Origin of the sequence: Xenorhabdus sp. TS4 (genome assembly GCF_014467265.1) — a bacterium.
In the GTDB taxonomy this organism is placed as follows: Bacteria; Pseudomonadota; Gammaproteobacteria; order Enterobacterales; family Enterobacteriaceae; genus Xenorhabdus; species Xenorhabdus ehlersii.
In genome coordinates this window covers 132,447-156,592 of sequence record NZ_NKHQ01000024.1, presented here as the reverse complement: position 1 = coordinate 156,592, position 24,146 = coordinate 132,447, and the positions used below count along the sequence as shown (strand labels likewise).

Here is a 24,146-nt window from a genome sequence, read left to right as displayed (position 1 = left end):
TTACGGTTACGTAGATAAGAATGTATTGGTTATGCATATTTTATTTTTTGTACAAGAATGAATCTCAATATATTTTCTAATAAATTGGGGAGATTGATCTTATTAATTTCCATATTTAATGAGAACACTGCTATAAGTTTAGTGGAGTGAAATAATGACAGAATACAAATCAATAACGACAGAAAAAAAAGAATCATGCGATATTCAATTGCGTGGTGTGGATCTTAATTTGCTGACTGTTTTTGATACTGTAATGCAAATGCAGAATATTACACGTGCAGCTCAGGCTTTGGGAATGTCACAACCTGCTGTCAGTAATGCAGTAGCTCGTTTGAAGACGATGTTTGGTGATGAATTATTTGTTCGTTATGGCCGGGGTATTCAGCCAACCACGAGAGCAAAACAGCTTTTTGGGCCACTCAGACAGGCATTGCAAATTGTCCATAATGAACTGCCTGGAGTGGGATTTGATCCCAACAAGAGTACAAGAGTATTTCATCTCTCTATTTGTAGCCCTCTTGATATTCGTTTAGCTGCTCAAATTGTTGGGCAGCTAAAAAAACATGATTCTAATATCGAAGTTGTCATTAAAACACAAATTAATGATGATATTGAAAAACAATTAAAATATCAGGAAATGGAATTTGTTATCAGCTACAACCAATTGGAATGTCTTGGTTTCCATAATTATTCTCTGTTCAATGATGAATTAGTTTTGGCTGTTTCTAAACATCACCCCAGAATTAGCAAGCGAATTACTCAGCAACAATTGCAGGAAGAAAGACATGCCATCGTTGCGTTGGATAACATAGATTCATTTAGTAAGCCTTACTATGAAAATAATGAATTATTGCGTTCTGTTTCTTATCAGGGAACGGATTTAAATAGCGTTCTTAATATCGTCTCCCAGACTTATTTAGTTGCTATAGTGCCAAAATGGATGGTTGAACACTATTCCGAACAGTTAAATATCTGTTCAGTATCTTTACCCAATGGTCAAATTTTTCGTCCTTGTTATTTGATATGGCATGGTGCAACAGAGCGGGATAAAGGCCATCAGTGGATGAAATCATTGTTAAGCCATCTTGGTGAGCAAGAATAGATCACGTTAAAGCAGAATAGATGAAATAAGAGTCTATCCCTATGTTGTATACAAGATAGTTGCATACTGGGATAGCGCTCTATCAAAAATGGACTTCCCCCTTTTACTAGGAATAGGTAGACTGCGCGCAAATAGCTAACATCTGTAAGCTGAAAAGTAGGTAATACACTTACTAAAGACGCTGAATGAAATATTTATACAGGAATATATTGTGATAACAGATCCTCTGCACTCCTATCACTTGGTTAATCGCTTGCAGCAGCAATTCAATGAATATCCGGAAAAAATTGCCTTTCGGCAATGGTCACCATCAGAACAGTTGGAAATGAATTGGCGGCAGGTTGAACGTACAACGAGATCCGTGGCAAAAGCATTATTGTCATTGGAAATAGAAGTGCAGGGGAAAGTGGGTATTTTTGCGCAGAATTGTATGGCATGGTCATTGGCTGACTTAGCTATTCTTCAGCTTCGGGCTGTGACAGTGCCATTATACGCGACCAATACTGGTGATCAGGCTGCATTTATTCTTAATGATGCAGGAGTACAGGTGTTATTTGTTGGCGGGCAGGAGCAATATGACATTGCAATATCACTGATTGAACTGTGTCCTAAACTTGCTCATCTTATTGTTATGGATGAATCTGTCGACTTGAAAGGATGCCAGCAAGCATTGTATTTATCCGCTTTTATTGACAATGATTATTCGCAATATCAGGCAGAACTTAATAGCCGTATTGCGGATCAGGATTTGAACGATCTCTTCACGCTAATCTATACCTCTGGCACAACGGGAGAGCCAAAGGGAGTGATGCTGGATTACCGGAATATGGCGGCACAGCTCTATCTGCATGATCAGAGATTAACATTGACCAACCAGGATGTATCACTCTGCTTTCTGCCGCTATCCCATATTTTTGAGCGGGCGTGGAGTTATTATGTCATGCACACTGGGGCCCTGAACGTCTATTTAACAGATACGAATCTTGTGCGTGAAGCCATGTCAGGTGTGCATCCGACGGTGATGTGTTCTGTCCCCCGTTTTTATGAAAAAGTTCATAGCGCGATCTTAGAAAAAGTTTCCCGTGCGCCTTTTTGGCGTAGGATGATTTTTAATTGGGCATTGAAGCGGGGAGAAGAGCACTGGTTGCGTCAGCAGAAGAATAAAAAAGGTTGCCCATTCACACGCTGTAGTTATCAATTGGCTGACAAATTGGTGTTGAATAAGCTCCGTGGTCTTTTAGGAGGGCGAGTACGTTTCTTGCCTGTGGCGGGAGCACGCCTCGACGATGCCATTACTCGTTTTTTTCTGTCCATCGGCCTGGATATCAAATATGGGTACGGCATGACAGAAACTTGTGCCACGGTGTCTTGCTGGGAAGAAAAAAATTATCTGTTAGGCTCAATTGGTACGCCATTACCTGATATTGATGTTCGCATTAGCGCGGAAGGAGAGATTCAGGTGCGTGGCCCTATTGTAATGAAAGGTTATTTCAACCGTCCAGAGGAAACTGTCCATGCCTTTACGGAAGATGGCTGGTTGCGGACAGGCGATGCCGGAAAGCTGGATGATAGCGGTAACCTGTTTATTACCGAGCGCCTGAAAGATTTAATGAAAACGTCAACAGGCAAGTATATTGCGCCGCAAATGATTGAAGGGACGCTAGGGCAGGATCGTTTTATTGAACATATTGCCGTCATTGCTGATGCCCGCCAATTCGTTTCTGCGTTGATTGTTCCCAGTTATGAAGCGCTGGAAGAGTACGCGAAATCTATCAATCTCCATTATCGTGATCGCCTTGAGTTGTTGCGCAATCACCAGGTTGTAGAGCTGTTTGAACGCCGGTTAAAGGAAATGCAAAAAAATATTGTTAAATTCCATCAAGTCAAACGATTTATTCTTTTGCCGGAAGCCTTTTCAATGGAAAAAGGTGAATTAACACCGACATTGAAATTACGCCGCAAGGTTATTTCTCAGCGTTATCAGCGTGAAATTGAATCTATGTATCGGGATTGAAAATAGACAAAAGTTCGGCTCTTCTTGAACAAATGTTTTCAATATGTAAATTGATGTTTGCTAACACTTGTATCTAACGTTATGTTAGTTAACTTAGCGTTATGGCATAAATAAGAAATGGAATAAATAAGGTAATTTTTTCGTTACATTATGAAATTCCGACGATTAACTTGCAAACAGAGCCTGGAGGCAAACTCGATGGAGATGTTGTCAGGAGCCGAAATGGTTGTCAGATCGCTAATCGATCAGGGCGTTGAACATGTGTTCGGTTATCCGGGCGGGGCGGTACTGGATATTTATGATGCCCTGCATACGATTGGGGGAATCGAACATATTTTAGTGCGTCATGAACAGGGTGCTGTTCATATGGCGGATGGCTATGCGCGTTGTACGGGAAAAGTTGGGGTTGTTTTAGTCACCTCCGGGCCAGGGGCAACCAATGCTGTGACGGGCATTGCAACGGCATACATGGATTCAATTCCTATGGTCGTGTTATCTGGTCAGGTTGCCAGTTCCCTGATAGGTAATGATGCTTTTCAGGAGTGCGATATGGTGGGAATTTCCCGTCCCATCGTGAAACATAGTTTTCTGGTAAAAAAAGCAGAAGATATTCCAGATACAATTAAAAAAGCTTTTTACCTGGCCGCAAGTGGTCGGCCAGGGCCTGTTGTTATCGATTTTCCCAAAGATACCGTCAATCCTGCATTGAAATTCCCGTATGTGTATCCTGAAAAAATTAACATGCGTTCTTATAACCCTACTGTTCAGGGACATAAGGGGCAAATTAAACGTGCATTGAAGACGTTGGTGGCAGCACAAAAACCCGTGATTTATGTCGGGGGTGGTGCCATAAATTCAGCATGTACAACTGAACTGCTGAAGTTGGCTGAACATTTTCATATTCCGGTCGTCAGTTCGTTGATGGGATTAGGTGCATTTCCTGCAACACATCGCCAAAGCTTAGGAATGCTGGGGATGCACGGGACTTTTGAAGCGAATAAAGCGATGCACAACTCTGATGTTATTTTTGCAGTGGGTGTGCGTTTTGACGATCGAACAACCAATAATCTGGACAAATATTGCCCGGAAGCAACCGTATTACATATTGATATCGATCCAACCTCAATTTCAAAAACGGTAACAGCGGATATCCCTATTGTTGGGGATGCTAAACAGGTACTTGGTCAAATGCTGGAATTATTGGATTCCATAGAAGAAGATACCCAAGATCCTGATGCCCTGAAAGATTGGTGGCTTTCGATTGAACAGTGGCGCAGCCGCAAGTGTCTTGATTACGATCACACGACAGCGAAGATCAAGCCACAAGCGGTCATTGAAACCCTTTATCGTCTAACCAAAGGGGAAGCCTATATTGCGTCAGATGTTGGCCAGCATCAGATGTTTGCTGCTTTGCATTACCCATTTGATAAACCGAGACGTTGGATCAATTCCGGTGGTTTAGGAACGATGGGGTTTGGCTTGCCTGCTGCGCTTGGCGTGAAGCTGGCGAAACCTGAAGCCACGGTCGTGTGTGTTACAGGGGATGGCAGTATCCAGATGAATATTCAAGAATTGTCTACTGCCTTGCAATATGGTCTGCCTGTTCTGGTATTGAATCTGAATAACCGTTTCTTGGGTATGGTGAAACAATGGCAGGATATGATATACGCGGGTCGTCATTCTCAATCCTACATGGAATCCCTGCCTGATTTCGTCAAATTGGCAGAGTCTTATGGGCATATTGGTGTCTCCATCCAAACTTATGATGAGTTGGAGGTTAAATTGACCCAGGCACTGCATGAAGTCACTGAAAATCAACGTCTCGTTTTCGTGGATGTTACCGTTGACGAAACAGAACATGTTTATCCAATGCAGATCCGAGGCGGAGCAATGGATGAAATGTGGTTAAGCAAAACAGAGAGGACCTGATCATGCGCCGGATTTTGTCTGTATTACTTGAAAATGAATCGGGAGCATTATCCCGCGTGGTTGGCTTGTTTTCCCAACGGGGTTATAACATCGAAAGTTTGACCGTTGCTCCGACTGAAGATCCCACGTTGTCACGCATGACCATTCAAACCAAAGGTGATGCCAAGGTATTGGAGCAAATTGAAAAGCAATTGCATAAGTTGGTGGATGTATTGCGAGTCAACGAATTAACATCAGGGCCTCATGTTGAACGTGAAATCATGCTGGTTAAATTACAAGCCAGTGGATATGGACGGGAAGAGATTAAGCGCAGCACAGATATTTTTCGCGGGCAGATCGTTGATGTGACTTCAACGCTCTATACCGTTCAATTAGTGGGAACGAGTGAAAAACTGGACGCTTTTCTTGATTCAGTCAGAGAAGTGGCAGAGATTGTCGAAGTGGCGCGATCGGGTATAGTTGGTGTCTCGCGCGGAGATAAAATTATGCGATGAAAAATCGTAATCTGCGGGTTAAAATACAGATATTCATTGAGCCCTACTGTAAAGTAGGGCTTTTTCATAATCTTACTGAGGGGTTAATGTGAAACTGGATGAGATCGCCCGCTTAGCAGGTGTTTCACGTACTACGGCCAGTTATGTCATCAATGGTAAAGCCAAGCAGTATCGGGTCAGCGATAAAACAGTAGAAAAAGTGATGGCAGTGGTCAGGGAGCATAATTATCATCCTAATGCTGTCGCTGCTGGCCTTCGGGCGGGAAGAACCCGTTCAATTGGTTTAGTCATACCCGACCTGGAAAATACCAGCTATACACGTATTGCCAATTATCTTGAACGTCAGGCACGGCAACGTGGCTACCAGTTGTTGATCGCATGTTCTGAAGATCAGCCTGATAATGAAATGCGCTGTGTTGAACATCTTTTGCAACGTCAGGTCGATGCTATCATTGTTTCCACCGCTTTACCGCCTGAGCATCCTTTCTACCAACGCTGGGCAAATCGCACATTACCAATCATCGCACTTGACCGTGCTCTGGACAGCGAACACTTTGTCAGTGTGGTTGGAGATGATCTCGAAGATGCGAAGATGCTGGCACAGGAGCTATGTCAATTCCCGGCTGAATCTGTCCTTTATTTGGGGGCATTGCCTGAATTATCGGTCAGTTTTTTGCGTGAACAAGGCTTCCGCGAAGCATGGGAGCATGATCCACGGGAAGTAAACTATCTTTATGCCAATAGCTATGAACGTGAAGCTGCGGCTGAAGTATTTGCGTCATGGTTGGAGGCAAACCCTGTTCCTCAGGCCTTATATACCACTTCATTTGCGTTACTTCAGGGCGTTATGGATACACTCCTCAAGCGCAGTGGCCGGTTACCAAGTCAATTGGTTATTGCCACATTTGGTGATCATGAGTTGCTTGATTTCCTTGAGTGTCCGGTATTGTCGGTGGCACAACGCCATCGTGATGTGGCTGAACGTGCTCTTGAACTGGTATTAGCCAGTTTGGATGAAAAGCAGCGTCCAACCCCCGGAATAACCCGAATGCGTCGTCATCTATGCCGTCGCGGTAAGTTAAGCCGAAAAGCCTAATTGAGTACCCTCATTAAAGATGAGGGTGCTGTTTGCCTGCCTAACATCATCAAAATACGCGTGTTGAGGTAATTTTGAGATTATTCTTACTAAAATTCTTCTAAACGGCTTTTTATAACCGTGAAAATCGATAATGTGTTATTTAAATTCATAAGATGAATAATTTTGTGATAAGAAGTTATTGTTTATGTAAGTTATTTGTTGTTTAAGGGTTATTTTTTTACTTTATTGATATATAATTGTTTTATGTTTTTAGATAAATGCAAAATTTCAATATGTTATTATTTTTTATACTATTGTAACCTAAATATATAGTTATTATTAATAAGTTTATAGAGATCAACAATTGAGCAACAATGAGAGATGGGTTACATAAATTAATTTAAGTGGTAATTAATTGCACTTAATTGCACTTAATTCCACCCTCAATAAGGCTCTCTACAGATTTATTAAATTATTCAAAATTATCATAGTGTTATCTATTATTAATATAGTCAAAACTAAAAAATCCATCTTTTTCTCTTCCGAATCTTTCTGTAAATCTAGCTAAAGCGCACTGGCTCTGGCTTGACAAGGTTTTCATACCATCCGTAAACTCTTAATTGTGGTGATTTGTGGGATAATGTGGAGATTTGGGCCATCAAGGGGTAACCTGAGTATGTTTCGTGGAGCAACGCTGGTTAATCTCGATAGCAAAGGGCGGCTTACTGTACCAGCCCGATATAGAGAAATGCTGAATGAAGCATCAACAGGCCAAATGGTTTGTACTATTGATCTTCATCAGCCGTGTTTGTTGCTTTATACATTACCCGAATGGGAAATCATCGAAAAAAAATTATCTCGCTTATCCAGCATGAATCCAGCCGAACGTCGTGTTCAACGTTTGTTATTGGGACACGCCAGTGAATGTCAAATGGACAGTGCAGGACGTCTTTTATTAGCCAGCACACTGCGTCAGCACGCAGGGCTAACAAAAGAGGTCATGCTGGTTGGGCAATTTAATAAATTTGAATTGTGGGATGAACAAGTTTGGTATCAACAGGTACAGGATGATATTGCGGTTGAGCAATCCACACAAGAACCTCTATCAGCAAGGCTACAGGATTTATCACTATAACATGGCAAATAATCATTTTGAGCATACCAGTGTACTGCTGGATGAAGCTGTCAATGGACTAAATATTCAAGAAGATGGAATTTATATTGATGGAACATTTGGGCGAGGGGGACATTCTCGCCTGATTTTGTCGAAATTGGGGCCCAATGGATGTTTGATGGCGATCGATCGTGACCCACAAGCCATTGAAGCGTCAAAGGCCATTACGGACAAGCGTTTTTCTATCACTCATGGGCCATTTTCTGAATTGGCAACTTATGTAGAAGAGGCTGGTCTGGTTGGAAAAATTAATGGCGTATTGCTGGATTTAGGGGTTTCTTCCCCACAGCTGGATGATCCTGAACGTGGTTTTTCATTTATGCGTGATGGGCCATTGGATATGCGTATGGATACGACACGCGGACAGTCTGCCGCAGAATGGTTGATGAAGGCTGAAGCAGATGACATCGCATGGGTGTTAAAAACATTTGGCGAAGAACGTTTTGCCAAACGTATTGCGAAAGCCATTGTGGCACGTAATCAGGAACAACCTATTACGCGTACCCGAGAGCTGGCAGAGTTAATTGCTCAGGCCAGCCCAGTTAAAGAAAAGCATAAGCATCCGGCAACACGCAGCTTTCAGGCTATCAGGATTTACATTAACAGTGAACTGGAAGAGATAGAACGTGCATTAGATGGCGCACTGCGCGTTCTGGCACCACAAGGGCGATTATCTGTCATCAGTTTCCATTCGTTGGAAGATCGCATAGTGAAACGCTTTATCCGACAACACAGTCAGGGGCCACAGGTTCCAGTTGGTTTGCCTCTCACGGAAGCGCAGTTAAAAACGCTGGGAGGAAGAAGTCTGAAATCTATTGGCAAAATGAAACCCTCAGAAGGTGAAGTAGCCACAAACCCAAGAGCGCGAAGCTCGGTTTTGCGGTTTGCTGAAAAGGCGGGTGAGTGATGGCTGGTGAACGTCATGGGTTAGTTGGCGTGATTGGTAATGATTTAATTCGTAATGCCAAACTCCCACTGATTTTGCTGGTAGCCGTTGTCGTTTCAGCTATCAGCGTTGTGACGGTCGCACATCAAACCCGCTTATTGACTGCGGAAAAAGAGCGTCAAGTGATCCAGCTTGATGCTCAGGATATTGAGTGGCGTAACCTGCTCCTTGAAGAGAACGCACTGGGTGATCACACTCGGGTTGAACGGATTGCGACTGAAAAATTGCAGATGCAACACGTTGATCCAAGTAAAGAGAATATTGTGATTACTCAATAAGTCCAGTTGACAACCAAAAGGTGGGCGATGAAAGCTGCACGCTCTTTAAAGTTGAAAAAGCAAGAAGATAAAGCAAGTTTTGTAAGCTGGCGTTTTGCCTTGCTATGTGGAGGCATTGGGGTTGCTTTAATCGGGCTTTTGATTCGTGTTGCCTATTTGCAGATCATCAATCCTGATCGTTTGGTAAAAGAAGGTGATTCGCGTTCCCTGCGTATCCAATCTATCCCGACTGCCCGTGGCATGATTAATGATCGCAATGGGCGCCCACTGGCAGTGAGTGTGCCTGTTGATGCGGTCTGGGCAGATCCCAAGGAAGTGTTTGAAAAAGGCGGCATCACAAATGACACTCGTTGGCAAGCTTTGGCTGATGCCCTTTCTATCCCTCTTGATCAGTTAACCAGCAAAATTAGCGAATATCCCAAGGGACGTTTTGTTTACCTTGCTCGTCAAGTGAATACTTCTATCGGCGATTATGTCGAGAAATTGAGGTTACCTGGTATCTATTTGCGTCAGGAATCCCGCCGTTATTATCCGGCAGGGCAGGTGACAGCACATATTATTGGAGTGACTAATATTGATGGCAAAGGCATTGAGGGCGTTGAAAAGAGCTTTGATAACTGGTTGACCGGCATGCCGGGAAGCCGAACTGTTCGTAAAGATCGTACGGGTCGTGTTATTGAGGATATTTCATCTACAGATAGCAGGGCTGCCCACGATTTGACGCTCAGCATAGATGAGCGTCTTCAGACTTTGGTGTATCGCGAATTGACGAAAGCGGTTGCACTGAACAAAGCCGAATCAGGTACAGCCGTATTGGTTGATGTCAATACCGGCGAAGTCCTAGCGATGGCAAACAGCCCATCTTATAACCCAAATAATTTGGCTGGAACGCCGAAAGATGCGATGCGTAACCGCGCCATCACCGATATCTTCGAGCCTGGCTCCACGGTGAAGCCGTTGGTGGTGATGAGTGCACTGAATAGTGGCATTGTCAAAGAAAATACAGTGTTAGATACCAGACCATACCGATTAACGTATGGATCGCGGGGGCATGAAATCAAAGATGTTGCACCACGTCCTGAGTTAACTATCACTGGGATCTTACAGAAGTCGAGTAACGTTGGTGTTTCCAAGCTGGCGTTAGCGATGCCTGCCTCAGAGGTGGTAGATGCCTATTCACGCTTTGGGATGGGAAAACCGACCAATTTGGGGCTGGTCGGAGAAAGTAGTGGCTTATTTCCAACTAATAAACAACGGTGGTCAGATCTTGATAGGGCCACCTTTTCTTTCGGCTACGGGCTAATGGTAACGCCGTTACAGTTAGCGCGAGTCTATGCAACGATAGGCAGTCTGGGCGTTTATCGCCCATTGTCAATTACCAAAGTCGATCCTCCCGTACCGGGCATCCGAGTATTTCCTGAAACTGTTATGCGGACAGTGGTGCACATGATGGAGAGTGTGGCATTACCGGGAGGAGGTGGTGTACGGGCTGCGATAAAAGGTTATCGCATTGCCGTTAAAACGGGTACGGCAAGAAAAGTCGGGCCGGATGGCAGGTATCTCAATGATAAGCATATTTCTTATACCGCCGGGATTGCACCGGCGAGTAATCCACGGTTTTCACTGGTTGTGATCATTAATGATCCACAAGCAGGCAAATATTATGGCGGTGCAGTTGCAGCGCCTATCTTCGGCACAATCATGAGTGGTGTTTTGCGTATCATGAATGTTGAACCAGATGCATTGCCTGTAGGCGATAAAAACGAATTTGTGATTAATCAATAAAGAGGATAAAAGTGGCAGATCGTAATTTGCGCGATTTATTGGCTCCTTGGGGTGTTGATACACCTGAGCTTCCGCTGCGTGAAATGACATTGGATAGCCGTAAGGCGGCTGCCGGAGATCTGTTTGTTGCGGTTCAAGGGCATCAGACAGACGGCCGAAAGTATATTCCTCAAGCCATCGCTCAAGGCGTCGTTGCGGTGATTGCAGAAGCGAAGGGAAAAGCGGATCACGGCACGATGCAGAAAATGCACGGTGTGCCTGTTGTCTATCTGGATGATTTAAATAATAAATTATCCAGGCTGGCCGGCGAGTTTTACCAACATCCCGGCAATAAACTGAAATTGGTTGGGGTGACTGGCACCAACGGAAAAACAACAACAACCCAATTGTTGGCGCAATGGAGCCAGGGGCTTGGTGAAACCAGTGCCGTGATGGGAACAGTGGGAAATGGTTTGTTGGGCATGATAGTACCCAGCGAAAATACGACTGGCTCTGCGGTTGATATTCAGCTTGAATTACAGCAACTTGCTAATCAAAATGCCACTTTTGTTGCGATGGAAGTTTCTTCGCATGGTCTGGTTCAGGGAAGAGTAGCTGCACTGCCATTTCAGGCTGCTATTTTTACTAATTTAAGCCGTGATCACCTTGATTATCATGGTGATATGGAAAATTACGAAGAGGCCAAATGGCGACTGTTCAGTGACCATGATGTAAAGCAGAAAATCATTAATGCTGATGATGCTGTTGGGCAGAAGTGGTTGTCTCGTCTGCCGGATGCAGTTGCTGTCTCGATGGAAAATAACTTGCCAGAAAATTGGCAGGGGCGTTGGTTATCGGTCAGTGAGGTGCATTATCACGATAAAGGTGCTTCCATCACATTTAATTCCAGTTGGGGGAATGGAACGTTCAGTAGCCCTCTTATGGGCGCGTTCAATGTGAGTAACTTACTATTGGCGCTTGCAACTTTGTTGTCCCTGGGCTATCCCCTGGAGAAACTGCTATCGACGGCTTCTTGTCTGAAGCCTGTTTGTGGACGTATGGAAGTTTTTTCTGCTGCTGGTCGTCCGACGGTTGTGGTTGATTATGCCCACACGCCTGATGCCTTGGAAAAAGCATTATCTGCGGCTCGCCTGCACTGTAAAGAGCAACTTTGGTGTGTATTTGGTTGTGGTGGTGATCGCGACAAAGGCAAACGTCCATTAATGGGGAGTATCGCAGAGCAGGGCGCTGATCGTGTGATTGTCACTGATGATAATCCTCGTAGTGAAGAGCCTCAGTCAATTGTGGATGATATCCTGCAAGGATTCATCGATCCAGGACAGGCGACAGCGATTCATGGGCGGGTTGAGGCAGTCACCAGTGCCATTATGCAGGCAAGTGAGAAAGATGTTGTTCTTGTGGCGGGCAAAGGTCATGAAGATTACCAACTGGTTGGCAATCGTCGTTTGGATTACTCAGATCGCCTGACCGTTGCGCGTTTGCTGGGGGTAATTGCATGATCCCTCTGACCCTACAGCAATTGGCACAGTTGACGGATGGCTTGTTATATCGCGTTACCGAGCAACAAGCTGAAACTTTGCAAATTCATACGGTGGAAACTGATAGCCGTAACATCGTGCATGGCGGTTTGTTTATTGCCTTAAAAGGGGAAAAATTTGACGCCCACGATTTCGCTGCTGATGTAGCACAGCAGGGCGCTGGCGCTTTATTGGTGAGCCATTGTCTGGATATTGATTGCCCGCAGGTTGTGGTTAAAGACACTCGTCTGGCGATGGGAAAACTGGCGGGCTGGGTTCGTCAGCAAAGTAAAGCACGCATTGTGGCGTTAACCGGCTCATCGGGTAAAACGTCGGTAAAAGAGATGACTGCGGCGATCTTGCATCAGTGTGGAAGTACCCTTTATACCGCGGGCAACTTCAACAATGACATTGGGGTGCCATTAACTTTGTTCAGGCTTACTGATGAACACCAGTTTGCTGTAATTGAACTGGGAGCGAACCATATCGGTGAAATTGCTTACACCACTGAAATGACTCGTCCTGAAAGTGCATTGGTCAATAACCTCTTTTCTGCTCATTTGGAAGGATTTGGTTCGTTGGCTGGGGTTGCAAAGGCAAAAGGTGAAATTTTTGCAGGCCTTGCTTCAACCGGAACCGCCATAATCAATCTGGATAGCAATGATTGGGAAAATTGGCAGCACAGCATTAGCGATCAGCAAACAGTATGGCGCTTTTCTGCTTCATCAGCAACGGGGGCGGATTTTTACCCAACAGACATTTTAGAACAACCGTTGGCCACGCATTTTTGTCTCCATAGCCCAATTGGGAATGTTGAACTGACATTGCCATTGCCGGGAAAACACAATGTTGCCAATGCATTGGCAGCCAGTGCGCTGGCAATTTCTGTTGGCGCATCACTGGATGATATTCGTACCGGATTATCGGGGTTGCAAGCGGTTGCAGGACGTTTATTTCCTATTCCTCTGACTGAGGAAAAAATGATATTAGACGACACCTATAACGCGAATCCCGGCTCCATGATAGCTGCGGCGAATGTGCTGGCGCAGATGTCCGGTTATCGAGTCATGGTTGTTGGTGATATGGGAGAGTTGGGGGAGCAGGCGATTGAATGCCATCGTGAGGTGGGCGAAGCCGTAGCATCCACAAATATAGATAAGGTACTCAGCGTTGGGGCTTTCAGTGCCCATATTAGTGACGCGAGTGGTCGGGGGCAGCATTTTGCGAACAAGGCTGAATTAGTTGCAGCGCTGCTTCCTTTATTGGAACAACACGAAATGATTTCCATATTAATTAAAGGTTCACGCAGTGCCGCAATGGAAGAGGTAGTGAACGTACTGAAGGAGAACTTCCAATGTTAGTTTGGCTGGCCGAATATTTGGTTAAGTATCACACGGGCTTTAACGTCTTCTCTTATTTGACGTTCAGAGCCATCGTCGGCTTGCTTACTGCATTATTCATCGCGCTATGGATGGGGCCAAGGTTGATCGCTTATCTACAAAAATTGCAAATAGGTCAAGTTGTACGCGATAACGGTCCTGAATCCCATTTTAGTAAGCGTGGGACACCGACAATGGGGGGATTGTTGATTTTGTTCTCCATCACGATCTCTGTGTTGCTGTGGGCGCGTTTGGATAATTTATATGTTTGGTGTGTTTTGCTCGTTTTAATCGGTTATGGCGTTGTGGGATTTGTGGATGATTACCGCAAAGTGGTGCGTAAAGACACCAAGGGACTCATTGCTCGTTGGAAATATTTCTGGCAGTCCGTTATTGCTCTGGGTGTCGCGTTTGTTATGTACAGCATCGGCAAAGATACATCTGCAACCCAATTAGTCGTGCCATTCTTCAAAGAGGTTATGCCACAACTGGGTTTGCTTTACATTCTGCTGACTTATTTTGTGATTGTAGGAACCAGTAACGCGGTGAACCTGACTGATGGATTGGATGGCCTTGCCATTATGCCAACAGTACTCGTTGCAGCAGGTTTTGCCTTGGTGGCATGGGCAACGGGTAACGTGAATTTTGCTAACTACCTGCATATCCCTTATTTGAGCCACGCGGGTGAACTGGTGATTGTCTGTACTGCGATTGTCGGTGCAGGGTTGGGTTTCTTGTGGTTTAACACTTATCCGGCGCAAGTGTTTATGGGAGATGTTGGTTCATTGGCGCTGGGCGGGGCATTAGGAACCATTGCTGTGTTGCTGCGCCAAGAGTTCCTGCTGATCATCATGGGGGGCGTTTTTGTGGTGGAAACGTTGTCTGTCATCTTGCAGGTTGGTTCATTCAAACTGCGTGGACAGCGTATTTTCCGTATGGCGCCGATTCATCATCACTATGAATTGAAAGGTTGGCCAGAGCCACGCGTTATCGTGCGCTTTTGGATTATTTCCTTAATGTTAGTGTTGATTGGTCTGGCAACGCTGAAGGTACGTTAATCATGGCTGAGCGTCTCATGACGGAATACAAGGGTAAAAAAGTTGTTATCGTTGGTTTAGGGCTGACAGGTTTGTCCTGCGTTGACTTTTTTATTACACGTGGCGTGATCCCACGTGTGATGGATACCCGCATAGTGCCACCGGGCCGCGATAAGCTGCCTGATAGTGTCGAATGTCACACCGGCAGCCTGAATACACAATGGTTGATGGATGCCGATTTAATCGTTGCCAGCCCAGGGATTGCGCTGTCAACGCCTGAATTGCAAGCGGCGGCTGATGTTGGTGTTGAAATTATCGGCGATATTGAACTGTTTTGCCGCGAAGCGACTGCGCCAATCGTTGCCATTACGGGTTCAAATGGTAAAAGTACCGTGACTACCCTACTTGGCGAAATGGCGAAAACAGCGGGGTGGCAGGTTGGTGTGGGGGGCAACATTGGTATCCCTGCACTGGAATTGCTGAAACAGCCTTGTCAGCTCTATGTACTGGAACTGTCCAGTTTCCAACTTGAAACAACTTACAGCTTAAAAGCAGCGGCAGCGACGGTATTGAATGTGACCGAAGACCACATGGTTCGTTATCCCAAAGGGTTGGCACAGTATCGTGCAGCAAAGTTGCGTATTTACAATCAGGCAAAAATTTGTGTGGTCAATGAACAGGATGCTCTGACACTACCAGAAACAGGCAAAGACAGCCGTTGTATCAGCTTTGGTGTGGGTAGTGGTGATTATCAGCTTGATAGTAAACACCAACAACTGATGGTTAATCAACATCCTGTGCTGGCAACACGTGAAATGCAGTTGGCTGGGCAACATAACTATGCCAATGGATTGGCAGCGTTAGCACTGGCAGATGCTGTAGGTATTCCTCGTGCGGCCAGCCTTCAGGCTTTACGTACTTGCGCTGGACTAGAACACCGTTTTCAGGTGATTCACATGAGAAATGGTGTCCGTTGGGTGAATGATTCTAAGGCGACCAATGTTGGCAGTACCCAGGCGGCACTCAGTGGATTGAAGCCGGAAGGGACACTCTATCTTTTATTGGGGGGAGATGGAAAAGCGGCAGATTTTACCCCATTGAAACCCTATATATCTGGAGATCATATTCGTCTTTACTGTTTTGGTCGTGATGGAGGGCAGCTAGCACAATTGCGCCCGGAAATTGCAACACTGACAAAAACAATGGAACAGGCGATGAGAGAAATTGCACCCAGGCTGGTTTCTGGCGACATGGTACTGCTGTCACCCGCTTGTGCGAGCTTCGATCAGTTCAATGGTTTTGAACATCGTGGTCATGAATTTGCCCGTTTGGCAGAGGAGTTAGGCTGATGACCCTTCCAGGCCTTGGTAAATTTAAAACTTGGTTAGCGGGAAATGTGGAGGCCGATGCCACAGATACCGTTATGTATGATCGTACCCTGGTCTGGATGATATTAGGGTTGGCTGTGATTGGCTTTGTCATGGTAACGTCGGCATCAATGCCCGTTGGGCAGCGCCTTGCCCAAGATCCTTTTATCTTTGCACGACGTGATGCCATTTATTTGTCACTGTGCTTTTTCTTGTCCCTTATTACGCTGCGCATTCCGATGGACTTCTGGCTGCGTTATAGCAATGTCATGTTATTAGTGACAATCATGATGCTGGTTGTGGTGCTGTTTGTGGGAAGTTCAGTCAATGGGGCATCACGTTGGGTAGCGATTGGCCCATTACGCATTCAGCCGGCAGAATTGTCGAAACTATCACTTTTTTGTTATCTCTCCAGCTACTTGGTTAGAAAAGTTGAGGAAGTAAGAAACAACTTCTGGGGATTTTGCAAACCGATGAGTGTCATGGTTGCACTGGCAATTTTGTTGTTAGCACAGCCCGATTTGGGGACAGTGGTGGTGTTATTTGTAACAACTTTGGCACTGCTGTTTCTGGCAGGTGCGAAATTGTGGCAGTTCCTGGCCATTATTGGCTGCGGAATATTTGCCGTGTGCGTACTGATTGTTGCTGAACCTTATCGTATACGCAGGGTGACCTCTTTTCTGGACCCGTGGGAAGATCCTTTTGGCAGTGGTTATCAGTTAACCCAATCGTTAATGGCATTTGGTCGTGGCGACTTCTTTGGACAAGGACTGGGAAATTCAGTTCAGAAACTCGAATATCTGCCAGAGGCCCATACTGACTTTATTTTCTCCATTCTGGCCGAAGAATTGGGTTATTTCGGTGTGGTTTTAGTGCTGGCAATGGTATTCTTCGTCGCTTTCCGTGCCATGATGATCGGTCGTCGGGCATTGCAGCTTAATCAACGGTTTTCTGGTTTTTTGGCTTGCGCCATCGGCATATGGTTCAGCTTTCAGGCGTTCATTAACGTTGGCGCGGCGGCAGGTATGTTGCCAACCAAAGGATTAACATTACCTTTAGTCAGTTACGGTGGTTCTAGTTTGATAGTGATGTCAACGGCCATCGTCTTGTTGTTGCGAATTGATTATGAAGTACGTCTGGCAAAAGCACAGGCGTTTGTAAGGAGCCCTAAATGAGTGGCAAAAACCGGCGTTTGATGGTGATGGCTGGTGGTACAGGGGGGCATGTGTTCCCAGGCCTGGCCGTTGCCCACCATTTAAAAGAGCAGGGGTGGGATATTCGCTGGTTGGGAACCGCGGATCGCATGGAAGCTGATTTAGTTCCGAAACATGGCATTGATATCGAATTTATTCAGATTTCAGGTTTGCGGGGCAAGGGGATTAAAGCGTTACTTGCTGCCCCAATTAGAATTTTTAAGGCTATTCGACAGGCAAAAGCCATTATGCGCCGTTATCAGCCCGATGTGGTGCTGGGGATGGGAGGATATGTCTCTGGGCCAGGTGGAATCGCAGCATGGTTGTGTGGCATTCCGGTGGTATTGCATGAGCAAAATGGCATTGCAGGGCTCACTAATCGTTGGTTAGCCAAAATTGCCAAAACAGTTTTACAGGCATTTCCAGGAGCATTCCCCAGCGCGCCGGTTGTTGGTAACCCGGTAAGGGAGGATGTATTGGCATTGCCAGAACCAATGCGGCGTTTGGCTGGGCGTGAAGGATCTGTTCGAGTGCTGGTCGTTGGCGGTAGTCAAGGTGCCAGGGTTCTGAACCAAACTATGCCAGAAGTTGCCGCTCGCTTGGGCGATAAAATCACTTTATGGCATCAGGCAGGCAAGGGCGCCAGGGAAGAGACGCAGAAACAATATGAAGATTCGGTTAAAACTGAATTCAAAGTGACTGAATTTATTGATGATATGGCGCAGGCTTATGCGTGGGCTGATATTGTCGTATGCCGTTCTGGTGCACTTACGGTCAGTGAAATTTCCGCCGCAGGCTTACCGGCGATTTTTGTTCCTTTCCAGCATAAAGATCGACAGCAATATTGGAATGCCTTGCCTCTGGAAAAAGCGGGAGCCGCAAAGATACTCGAACAGCCCGAATTTACGGTTGATGCGGTCGTCGGGTTATTGACCCAGTGGCAACGCCCACAATTGTTAGAAATGGCGGAAAAAGCACGCTCAGTAGCTATCATTAATGCAACCGAGCGTGTAGCAGCAGCATTGATTGAGGCTGTAGAGAATCATTCAGGCCGTTCCAGGTAGAACGGTGATGTAAACATAACGAGTGAAGATTAAAACGTGAATACACAACAGTTGGCGAAATTAAGAGCTTCAGTGCCTGAAATGAGAAAAGTCAGGCATATCCACTTTGTTGGCATCGGTGGTGCTGGCATGGGTGGTATCGCCGAGGTGTTGGCTAATGAAGGTTATCAGATAAGTGGTTCTGATCTGGCACCCAATCCTGTCACACAGCAATTGATTGCACTGGGTGCAACTATTTATTTTAATCACCGTCCAGAAAATGTGCGGGACGCTAGTGTAGTGGTGGCATCCACGGCTATTTCGGCGGAAAACCCCGAAATTGTGGCTGCACGTGAAGCGAGAATTCCAGTGATCCGCCGTGCGGAAATGCTGGCAGAGCTTATGCGTTATCGCCACGGTATCGCTGTTGCGGGAACACATGGAAAAACCACGACGACGGCAATGATTGCTGGCATTTATGCACAGGCGGGTCTTGATCCTACATTTGTGAATGGTGGGTTGGTCAAAGCGGCGGGCACGCACGCTCGCTTAGGTAGTAGCCGTTATCTGATTGCAGAAGCAGATGAAAGTGATGCTTCATTCTTGCACTTGCAGCCCATGATGGCGGTTGTTACCAATATTGAAGCCGACCACATGGATACCTATCAAGGGGATTTCGAAAACTTAAAGCAAACATTCGTTAACTTCCTGCATAACCTGCCATTTTATGGGCGTGCGGTTATGTGTATTGACGATCCTGTCGTGAAAGAACTGATTCCCCGCATTGGGCGTTATATCACGACCTATGGTTTCAGTGAGGAAGCAGACGTCCGTATTACCCATTATGAGCAGAAAGGCGCTCAGGGATTTTTCACTATCAGCCGATTGGATTTGCCGGATTTGCATGTGGTGTTAAATGCCCCTGGCCGCCACAATGCGCTGAATGCAACTGCTGCGGTTGCAGTGGCAACAGAAGAAGGCATTGATGATACCGCTATTCTGGCGTCTCTGGCCGAGTTTCAGGGAACCGGACGCCGCTTTGATTTTCTGGGGGATTTTCCTCTTAAACATATCAGTGGCAAAGAAGGTAGCGTGATGTTGGTCGATGATTATGGTCACCACCCAACAGAAGTTGATGCCACGATTAAAGCGGCACGAGCGGGGTGGAGTGATAAACGCATTGTCATGGTATTCCAGCCACACCGTTATACAAGAACTCGTGATTTATATGATGATTTTGCCAATGTCCTGAGTCAGGTAGATGTTTTATTAATGTTGGATGTGTATGCCGCAGGTGAAACACCGATCCCAGGCGCGGATAGCCGTTCTTTATGCCGTACTATCCGCAGTCGTGGCAAGTTGGACCCGATTTTTGTATCAGAGCCTGAACAAGTTTCAATCATTCTGTCGCAGGTGATAGAAAACAATGACTTAGTTTTGGTACAGGGTGCCGGTAATATCGGTAAAATAGCGCGCAATTTGGCTGAAACAAAATTGCAGCCATCTTTTTATGAGGGAGGACATCATGGTTGATAAAGTTGCTGTTCTGTTGGGCGGAACTTCCGCTGAACGCGAAGTTTCATTGCAATCAGGACATGCGGTTGTGGCAGGGCTGAAGGAAGCAGGCATTAATGCTTATTCAGTTGATACAAAAGACTTTGATGTGACTAAACTCAAAGAGGAAGGATTCAATAAAGTCTTCATCGCACTGCATGGTCGCGGTGGTGAGGATGGTACGTTGCAAGGTTTGCTTGAGTTTTTGCAAATTCCTTATACCGGCAGCGGAGTAATGGCATGTGCCTTGTCAATGGACAAAATGCGCACAAAACAACTCTGGCAGGGAGCAAAACTGCCTATTTCACCTTATGTCGTAATTAATTCTTCAAAATTTGAACAACTTAATGATTTTCAACTCAAAGAGTATGTTCAAGAATTAGGTCTGCCATTAATGGTTAAACCGAATCTGGAAGGCTCCAGCGTAGGGATGACTAAGGTGAATGAATATGCCGAATTGCGTAACGCCCTGGAGCTGGCATTTAAATACGATACTGATGTATTGGTTGAAAAATGGCTATTTGGTCCTGAATATACCGTCGGATTTTTGGGGGACGAGGCTCTTCCTTCTATCCGTATTCAGGCTTCAAACACATTTTATGATTATGATGCGAAATATATCTCCAACCAAACGCAATATTTTTGTCCAAGCGGTTTGAGTGCGGAAAAAGAGCAAGAGCTATTAGATATTGCCTCAAAGGCGTACAAGGTGCTGGGATGTCATGGTTGGGGGCGAGTCGATATCATGGATGATGGGAATGGTAATTTCTATTTGTTGGAAGCGAATACTTCCCCTGGTATGACCAGCCATAGCCTTGTGCCAACTGCTGCGCGTCAGGCTGGATTAAGTTTTTCTCAACTCGTAGCGAGAATTTTGGAGTTGGCTGATTAATATGTCGCAGGCAGCCCGGAATAGCCGGGAGCGGGAGGGTGAAACGCAGAGATCTCGTCCCAGTAATGGTTACTATCTGGCAGGGATTGCCTTCTTCTTGATGGTGGTTGGCACCATCATATGGGGGGGCTGGATGACACTGGACTGGATGAAAGATCCTAGCAGATTACCGCTCTCAAAGCTGGTACTGACTGGTGAGCGCCATTACACCACGAATGATGATGTAAGGCAGGCTATTTTGTCCCTGGGATCTCCAGGAACATTTATGACTCAGGATGTCAACGTCATTCAGGAAAAGATTGAACAACTGCCGTGGATCCGGCAGGTCACTGTTCGGAAACAATGGCCTGATGAACTTAAAATACATCTGGTAGAATACGTACCTTATGCGCGCTGGAATGATACCCAACTGTTGGATGCTGAAGGTCGGGTATTTAGCTTACCTATAGAGCGCAGTGCAAATGCGCAGTATCCGATGTTGTATGGGCCAGAAGGCAAAGAAAAAGACGCATTGAATGAATACCACACAATGGCGACTTTTCTTGGAAAACACCAGATGAAATTAAAAGTAGTGATCATGACTGCGCGTAATGCCTGGCAACTGATTTTGGATAACGATATCCGTTTAGAGCTAGGAAATCGAGATAAAATGGAACGAATGAAACGTTTTGTTGAACTTTATCCTGTGTTGTTGAGAAACACTGAAAAACGTGTGGCTTATGTTGACTTACGTTATGACAGTGGTGCTGCGGTAGGTTGGGCTCCTTTATTAACTGATACGCCTGTTTCAATGAACGGGCAAGAAAACAAACAGTGACTGGTAATAATACAGAGACAGGCAGAATAACGATGATCAAATCAACGGACAGAAAATTGGTAGTTGGCCTTGAAATCGGTACAGCAAAGGTATCTGCTCTGGTTGGTGAAATTCTGCCCGATGGTATGGTTAATATTATCGGAGTAGGAAGTTGCCCATCCCGCGGCATGGACAAAGGCGGTGTCAACGATCTTGAATCGGTCGTCAAGTGCGTACAGCGTGCCATTGATCAGGCTGAACTCATGGCGGATTGCCAGATATCTTCAGTCTATCTGGCGCTTTCCGGCAAGCATATTAGTTGCCAGAACGAAATTGGCATGGTGCCGGTTTCAGAAGAAGAAGTTACACAGGATGATGTGGACAGTGTTGTCCATACAGCTAAGTCAGTTCGTGTTCGTGATGAACACCGTATTTTGCATGTGATCCCACAGGAATACGCGATTGACTATCAGGAAGGGATCAAAAATCCAGTTGGACTCTCTGGTGTGCGTATGCAGGCGAAAGTCCACTTGATTACCTGCCATAACGACATGGCGAAAAACATCGTAAAAGCTGTAGAACGTTGTGGGTTGAAAGTTGATCAACTTATTTTTGCAGGACTGGCAGCAAGTTATGCTGTGTTAACAGAAGATGAACGTGAATTGGGGGTCTGTGTCGTTGATATCGGCGGCGGGACGATGGATATCGCTGTATATACTGGTGGTGCATTGCGTCATACCAAGGTAATTCCTTATGCAGGCAATGTAGTGACCAGTGATATCGCCTATGCGTTTGGTACCCCTCCCAGTGATGCTGAAACCATCAAAGTTCGTCATGGCTGCGCATTGGGTTCGATAGTGAGCAAGGATGAGAGTGTAGAAGTCCCAAGTGTGGGAGGACGCCTTCCTCGTAGCTTACAGCGCCAAACATTAGCTGAAGTGATCGAACCCCGTTATACCGAACTGCTGAACTTAGTGAACGATGAAATTTTGCGATTGCAGGAGCAATTGCGGCGGCAGGGAGTAAAACACCACCTGGCGGCAGGGATTGTCCTGACAGGAGGAGGCGCCCAGATTGATGGTCTGGTCGAGTGTGCTCAGCGGGTATTTCATACCCAGGTTCGCATTGGCCGCCCTCTGAACATCACTGGATTGACAGATTATGTGCAGGAGTCTTGCTACTCAACAGCGGTTGGACTTCTGCATTATGGCAAAGAATCCCACCTTGGCGGAGATTCCGATGCCGATAAAAGAACGTCAGTAAGTGGCTGGTTTAAGAAAGTCAGCAACTGGCTGAAAAAAGAATTTTGATTTTTTATACAGAGGCCATGACAATGTCGCCGGCCTCGATATAAAGGCACAAAACGGAGAGAAATTATGTTTGAACCACTGGAATTAACCAACGACGCGGTGATTAAAGTCATCGGCGTCGGCGGCGGCGGCGGTAATGCTGTGGAGCACATGGTGCGTGAGCGTATTGAAGGAGTTGACTTCTTTGCGGTTAACACGGACGCTCAAGCACTGCGTAAGACGGCTGTTGGTCAAACTATCCAGATTGGCAACGGCATTACGAAAGGATTAGGCGCTGGTGCGAACCCTGAGGTTGGTCGTACTGCTGCAGAAGAAGACCGCGAATCATTGCGTACTGCACTGGAAGGTGCAGATATGGTATTTATTGCCGCTGGTATGGGCGGTGGCACGGGAACGGGGGCCGCACCTGTTGTGGCTGAAATTGCCAAAGAACTTGGTATTTTGACCGTTGCTGTTGTTACTAAACCCTTTAATTTTGAAGGCAAAAAACGTATGGCCTTCGCGGAACAAGGGATCACTGAATTATCCAAGCATGTGGATTCACTGATCACTATTCCAAATGACAAGTTATTGAAAGTCCTGGGACGAGGCATTTCCCTGTTGGATGCATTCGGTGCAGCCAATGATGTTCTGAAAGGCGCGGTTCAGGGTATTGCTGAACTGATTACTCGTCCAGGTCTGATGAATGTTGACTTCGCTGACGTTCGTACCGTGATGTCGGAAATGGGTTACGCCATGATGGGATCAGGTATTGCACAAGGTGAAGATCGTGCGGAAGAAGCCGCAGAGATGGCTATCTCCAGCCCATTGTTGGAAGATATTGATCTTTCTGGCGCACGTGGCGTTCTGGTTAACATTACTGCGGGCTTCGACCTGCGTTTGGATGAATTTGAAACAGTGGGTAACACAATCCGTGCATTTGCTTCTGATAATGCAACGGTGGTTATCGGTACGTCACTGGATCCAGATATGAATGATGAGCTGCGTGTAACCGTTGTGGCAACAGGCATTGGCATGGACAAACGTCCAGAAATCACCCTGGTGACCAATAACAAGGCTCCTCAGACAAACCCGATGGAGCGCCGTTACCAGCAGATATCTGGCGGAATCTCTTCATTATCTGATGAGAACAAAACGGTAGCAAAAGTCGTCAATGACCAAAATGCACATACGAGTAAAGAGCCTGATTATCTGGACATTCCTGCATTTTTGCGTAAGCAGGCTGATTAATTGCTAAAAAATTGGCTTCTCCGCTTTT

General features: G+C 45.8%; 19 protein-coding genes and 1 pseudogene. All 20 read left to right on the top strand.

Translation table 11 applies throughout. The features are described 5' to 3' along the window. Window positions 1–154 precede the first annotated feature (154 nt). The 20 genes and pseudogenes from leuO (at window position 155) to ftsZ (ending at window position 24,118) form a co-directional block, all read left to right on the top strand. Window positions 155–1,102 carry a transcriptional regulator LeuO gene (gene leuO, locus Xets_RS12110; protein WP_187651730.1) on the top strand — a complete coding sequence of 316 codons (948 nt, stop codon included), beginning with the start codon at window positions 155–157 and terminating at the stop codon, window positions 1,100–1,102. A 214-nt stretch (window positions 1,103–1,316) separates the two neighbouring features. Beyond that, complete coding sequence (locus Xets_RS12105) at window positions 1,317–3,116, top strand: long-chain fatty acid--CoA ligase (protein ID WP_370588233.1); 1,800 nt, start codon at window positions 1,317–1,319, stop codon at window positions 3,114–3,116. Window positions 3,117–3,314: 198 nt separating this feature from the next. Next, window positions 3,315–5,045, top strand: coding sequence for an acetolactate synthase 3 large subunit (gene ilvI, locus Xets_RS12100; protein ID WP_099131595.1), 1,731 nt, complete (start codon window positions 3,315–3,317; stop codon window positions 5,043–5,045). Window positions 5,046–5,047: 2 nt separating this feature from the next. Then, window positions 5,048–5,539 (top strand): acetolactate synthase small subunit, encoded by a 492-nt coding sequence (gene ilvN / locus Xets_RS12095; RefSeq protein WP_167450619.1) that lies wholly within the window; start codon window positions 5,048–5,050, stop codon window positions 5,537–5,539. 88 nt (window positions 5,540–5,627) lie between these two features. After that, entirely contained in the window at window positions 5,628–6,635 is a 1,008-nt protein-coding gene (gene cra, locus Xets_RS12090; protein ID WP_099131596.1) for a catabolite repressor/activator, read from the top strand. Window positions 6,636–7,293: 658 nt separating this feature from the next. Then, entirely contained in the window at window positions 7,294–7,752 is a 459-nt protein-coding gene (mraZ, locus tag Xets_RS12085; RefSeq protein WP_099131597.1) for a division/cell wall cluster transcriptional repressor MraZ, read from the top strand. Between the two features lies 1 nt (window position 7,753). After that, the gene (gene rsmH / locus Xets_RS12080) at window positions 7,754–8,698 is read left to right on the top strand and encodes a 16S rRNA (cytosine(1402)-N(4))-methyltransferase RsmH (protein ID WP_099131598.1); all 945 of its coding nucleotides are present in this window, start codon (window positions 7,754–7,756) and stop codon (window positions 8,696–8,698) included. Beyond that, the gene (gene ftsL, locus Xets_RS12075) at window positions 8,695–9,015 is read left to right on the top strand and encodes a cell division protein FtsL (protein WP_099131599.1); all 321 of its coding nucleotides are present in this window, start codon (window positions 8,695–8,697) and stop codon (window positions 9,013–9,015) included. Before rsmH ends, ftsL begins: the two co-directional genes overlap by 4 nt. Window positions 9,016–9,042: 27 nt before the next feature. Further along, window positions 9,043–10,825: pseudogene (locus Xets_RS12070) on the top strand (peptidoglycan glycosyltransferase FtsI). Next, a complete protein-coding gene (gene murE, locus Xets_RS12065) occupies window positions 10,812–12,299 on the top strand; it encodes a UDP-N-acetylmuramoyl-L-alanyl-D-glutamate--2,6-diaminopimelate ligase (protein WP_099131601.1) in 1,488 nt (495 codons plus the stop codon). Before Xets_RS12070 ends, murE begins: the two are co-directional and overlap by 14 nt. Then, window positions 12,296–13,678, top strand: a complete 1,383-nt coding sequence (murF, locus tag Xets_RS12060; protein ID WP_187651728.1) for a UDP-N-acetylmuramoyl-tripeptide--D-alanyl-D-alanine ligase — start codon at window positions 12,296–12,298, stop codon at window positions 13,676–13,678. Before murE ends, murF begins: the two co-directional genes overlap by 4 nt. After that, window positions 13,672–14,754, top strand: coding sequence for a phospho-N-acetylmuramoyl-pentapeptide-transferase (gene mraY / locus Xets_RS12055; protein WP_099131603.1), 1,083 nt, complete (start codon window positions 13,672–13,674; stop codon window positions 14,752–14,754). The genes murF and mraY overlap by 7 nt, the downstream gene beginning before the upstream one ends. A gap of 17 nt (window positions 14,755–14,771) precedes the next feature. Further along, complete coding sequence (murD, locus tag Xets_RS12050; protein ID WP_187651777.1) at window positions 14,772–16,082, top strand: UDP-N-acetylmuramoyl-L-alanine--D-glutamate ligase; 1,311 nt, start codon at window positions 14,772–14,774, stop codon at window positions 16,080–16,082. Then, entirely contained in the window at window positions 16,082–17,275 is a 1,194-nt protein-coding gene (gene ftsW, locus Xets_RS12045; RefSeq protein WP_187651727.1) for a cell division protein FtsW, read from the top strand. The genes murD and ftsW overlap by 1 nt, the downstream gene beginning before the upstream one ends. Next, window positions 17,272–18,357: an undecaprenyldiphospho-muramoylpentapeptide beta-N-acetylglucosaminyltransferase gene (gene murG / locus Xets_RS12040; protein WP_187651726.1), complete on the top strand. Its 1,086-nt coding sequence runs from the start codon at window positions 17,272–17,274 to the stop codon at window positions 18,355–18,357. Before ftsW ends, murG begins: the two co-directional genes overlap by 4 nt. A gap of 36 nt (window positions 18,358–18,393) precedes the next feature. After that, window positions 18,394–19,869 carry a UDP-N-acetylmuramate--L-alanine ligase gene (gene murC / locus Xets_RS12035; protein ID WP_099131607.1) on the top strand — a complete coding sequence of 492 codons (1,476 nt, stop codon included), beginning with the start codon at window positions 18,394–18,396 and terminating at the stop codon, window positions 19,867–19,869. After that, window positions 19,862–20,782, top strand: coding sequence for a D-alanine--D-alanine ligase (locus Xets_RS12030; RefSeq protein WP_099131608.1), 921 nt, complete (start codon window positions 19,862–19,864; stop codon window positions 20,780–20,782). The genes murC and Xets_RS12030 overlap by 8 nt, the downstream gene beginning before the upstream one ends. A 1-nt stretch (window position 20,783) precedes the next feature. Next, complete coding sequence (ftsQ, locus tag Xets_RS12025; RefSeq protein ID WP_099131609.1) at window positions 20,784–21,599, top strand: cell division protein FtsQ; 816 nt, start codon at window positions 20,784–20,786, stop codon at window positions 21,597–21,599. Between the two features lie 32 nt (window positions 21,600–21,631). Further along, on the top strand, window positions 21,632–22,888 hold the full coding sequence (gene ftsA, locus Xets_RS12020) for a cell division protein FtsA (protein WP_099131610.1): 1,257 nt from the start codon (window positions 21,632–21,634) through the stop codon (window positions 22,886–22,888). Window positions 22,889–22,954: 66 nt separating this feature from the next. Then, a complete protein-coding gene (gene ftsZ, locus Xets_RS12015; protein ID WP_099131611.1) occupies window positions 22,955–24,118 on the top strand; it encodes a cell division protein FtsZ in 1,164 nt (387 codons plus the stop codon). Window positions 24,119–24,146: the final 28 nt, after the last annotated feature.

Excerpts from the sequence above, each read along its gene's own strand:
- murF (WP_187651728.1), top strand. The coding sequence starts at position 12,296 with ATGATCCCTCTGACCCTACAGCAATTGGCACAGTTGACGGATGGCTTG.
- Xets_RS12030 (WP_099131608.1), top strand. The coding sequence starts at position 19,862 with ATGGTTGATAAAGTTGCTGTTCTGTTGGGCGGAACTTCCGCTGAACGC.
- mraY (WP_099131603.1), top strand. The coding sequence starts at position 13,672 with ATGTTAGTTTGGCTGGCCGAATATTTGGTTAAGTATCACACGGGCTTT.
- ftsZ (WP_099131611.1), top strand. The coding sequence starts at position 22,955 with ATGTTTGAACCACTGGAATTAACCAACGACGCGGTGATTAAAGTCATC.
- ilvI (WP_099131595.1), top strand. The coding sequence starts at position 3,315 with ATGGAGATGTTGTCAGGAGCCGAAATGGTTGTCAGATCGCTAATCGAT.
- ftsQ (WP_099131609.1), top strand. The coding sequence starts at position 20,784 with ATGTCGCAGGCAGCCCGGAATAGCCGGGAGCGGGAGGGTGAAACGCAG.
- murD (WP_187651777.1), top strand. The coding sequence starts at position 14,772 with ATGACGGAATACAAGGGTAAAAAAGTTGTTATCGTTGGTTTAGGGCTG.
- ftsA (WP_099131610.1), top strand. The coding sequence starts at position 21,632 with ATGATCAAATCAACGGACAGAAAATTGGTAGTTGGCCTTGAAATCGGT.
- ilvN (WP_167450619.1), top strand. The coding sequence starts at position 5,048 with ATGCGCCGGATTTTGTCTGTATTACTTGAAAATGAATCGGGAGCATTA.
- rsmH (WP_099131598.1), top strand. The coding sequence starts at position 7,754 with ATGGCAAATAATCATTTTGAGCATACCAGTGTACTGCTGGATGAAGCT.
- leuO (WP_187651730.1), top strand. The coding sequence starts at position 155 with ATGACAGAATACAAATCAATAACGACAGAAAAAAAAGAATCATGCGAT.
- mraZ (WP_099131597.1), top strand. The coding sequence starts at position 7,294 with ATGTTTCGTGGAGCAACGCTGGTTAATCTCGATAGCAAAGGGCGGCTT.
- murG (WP_187651726.1), top strand. The coding sequence starts at position 17,272 with ATGAGTGGCAAAAACCGGCGTTTGATGGTGATGGCTGGTGGTACAGGG.
- ftsW (WP_187651727.1), top strand. The coding sequence starts at position 16,082 with ATGACCCTTCCAGGCCTTGGTAAATTTAAAACTTGGTTAGCGGGAAAT.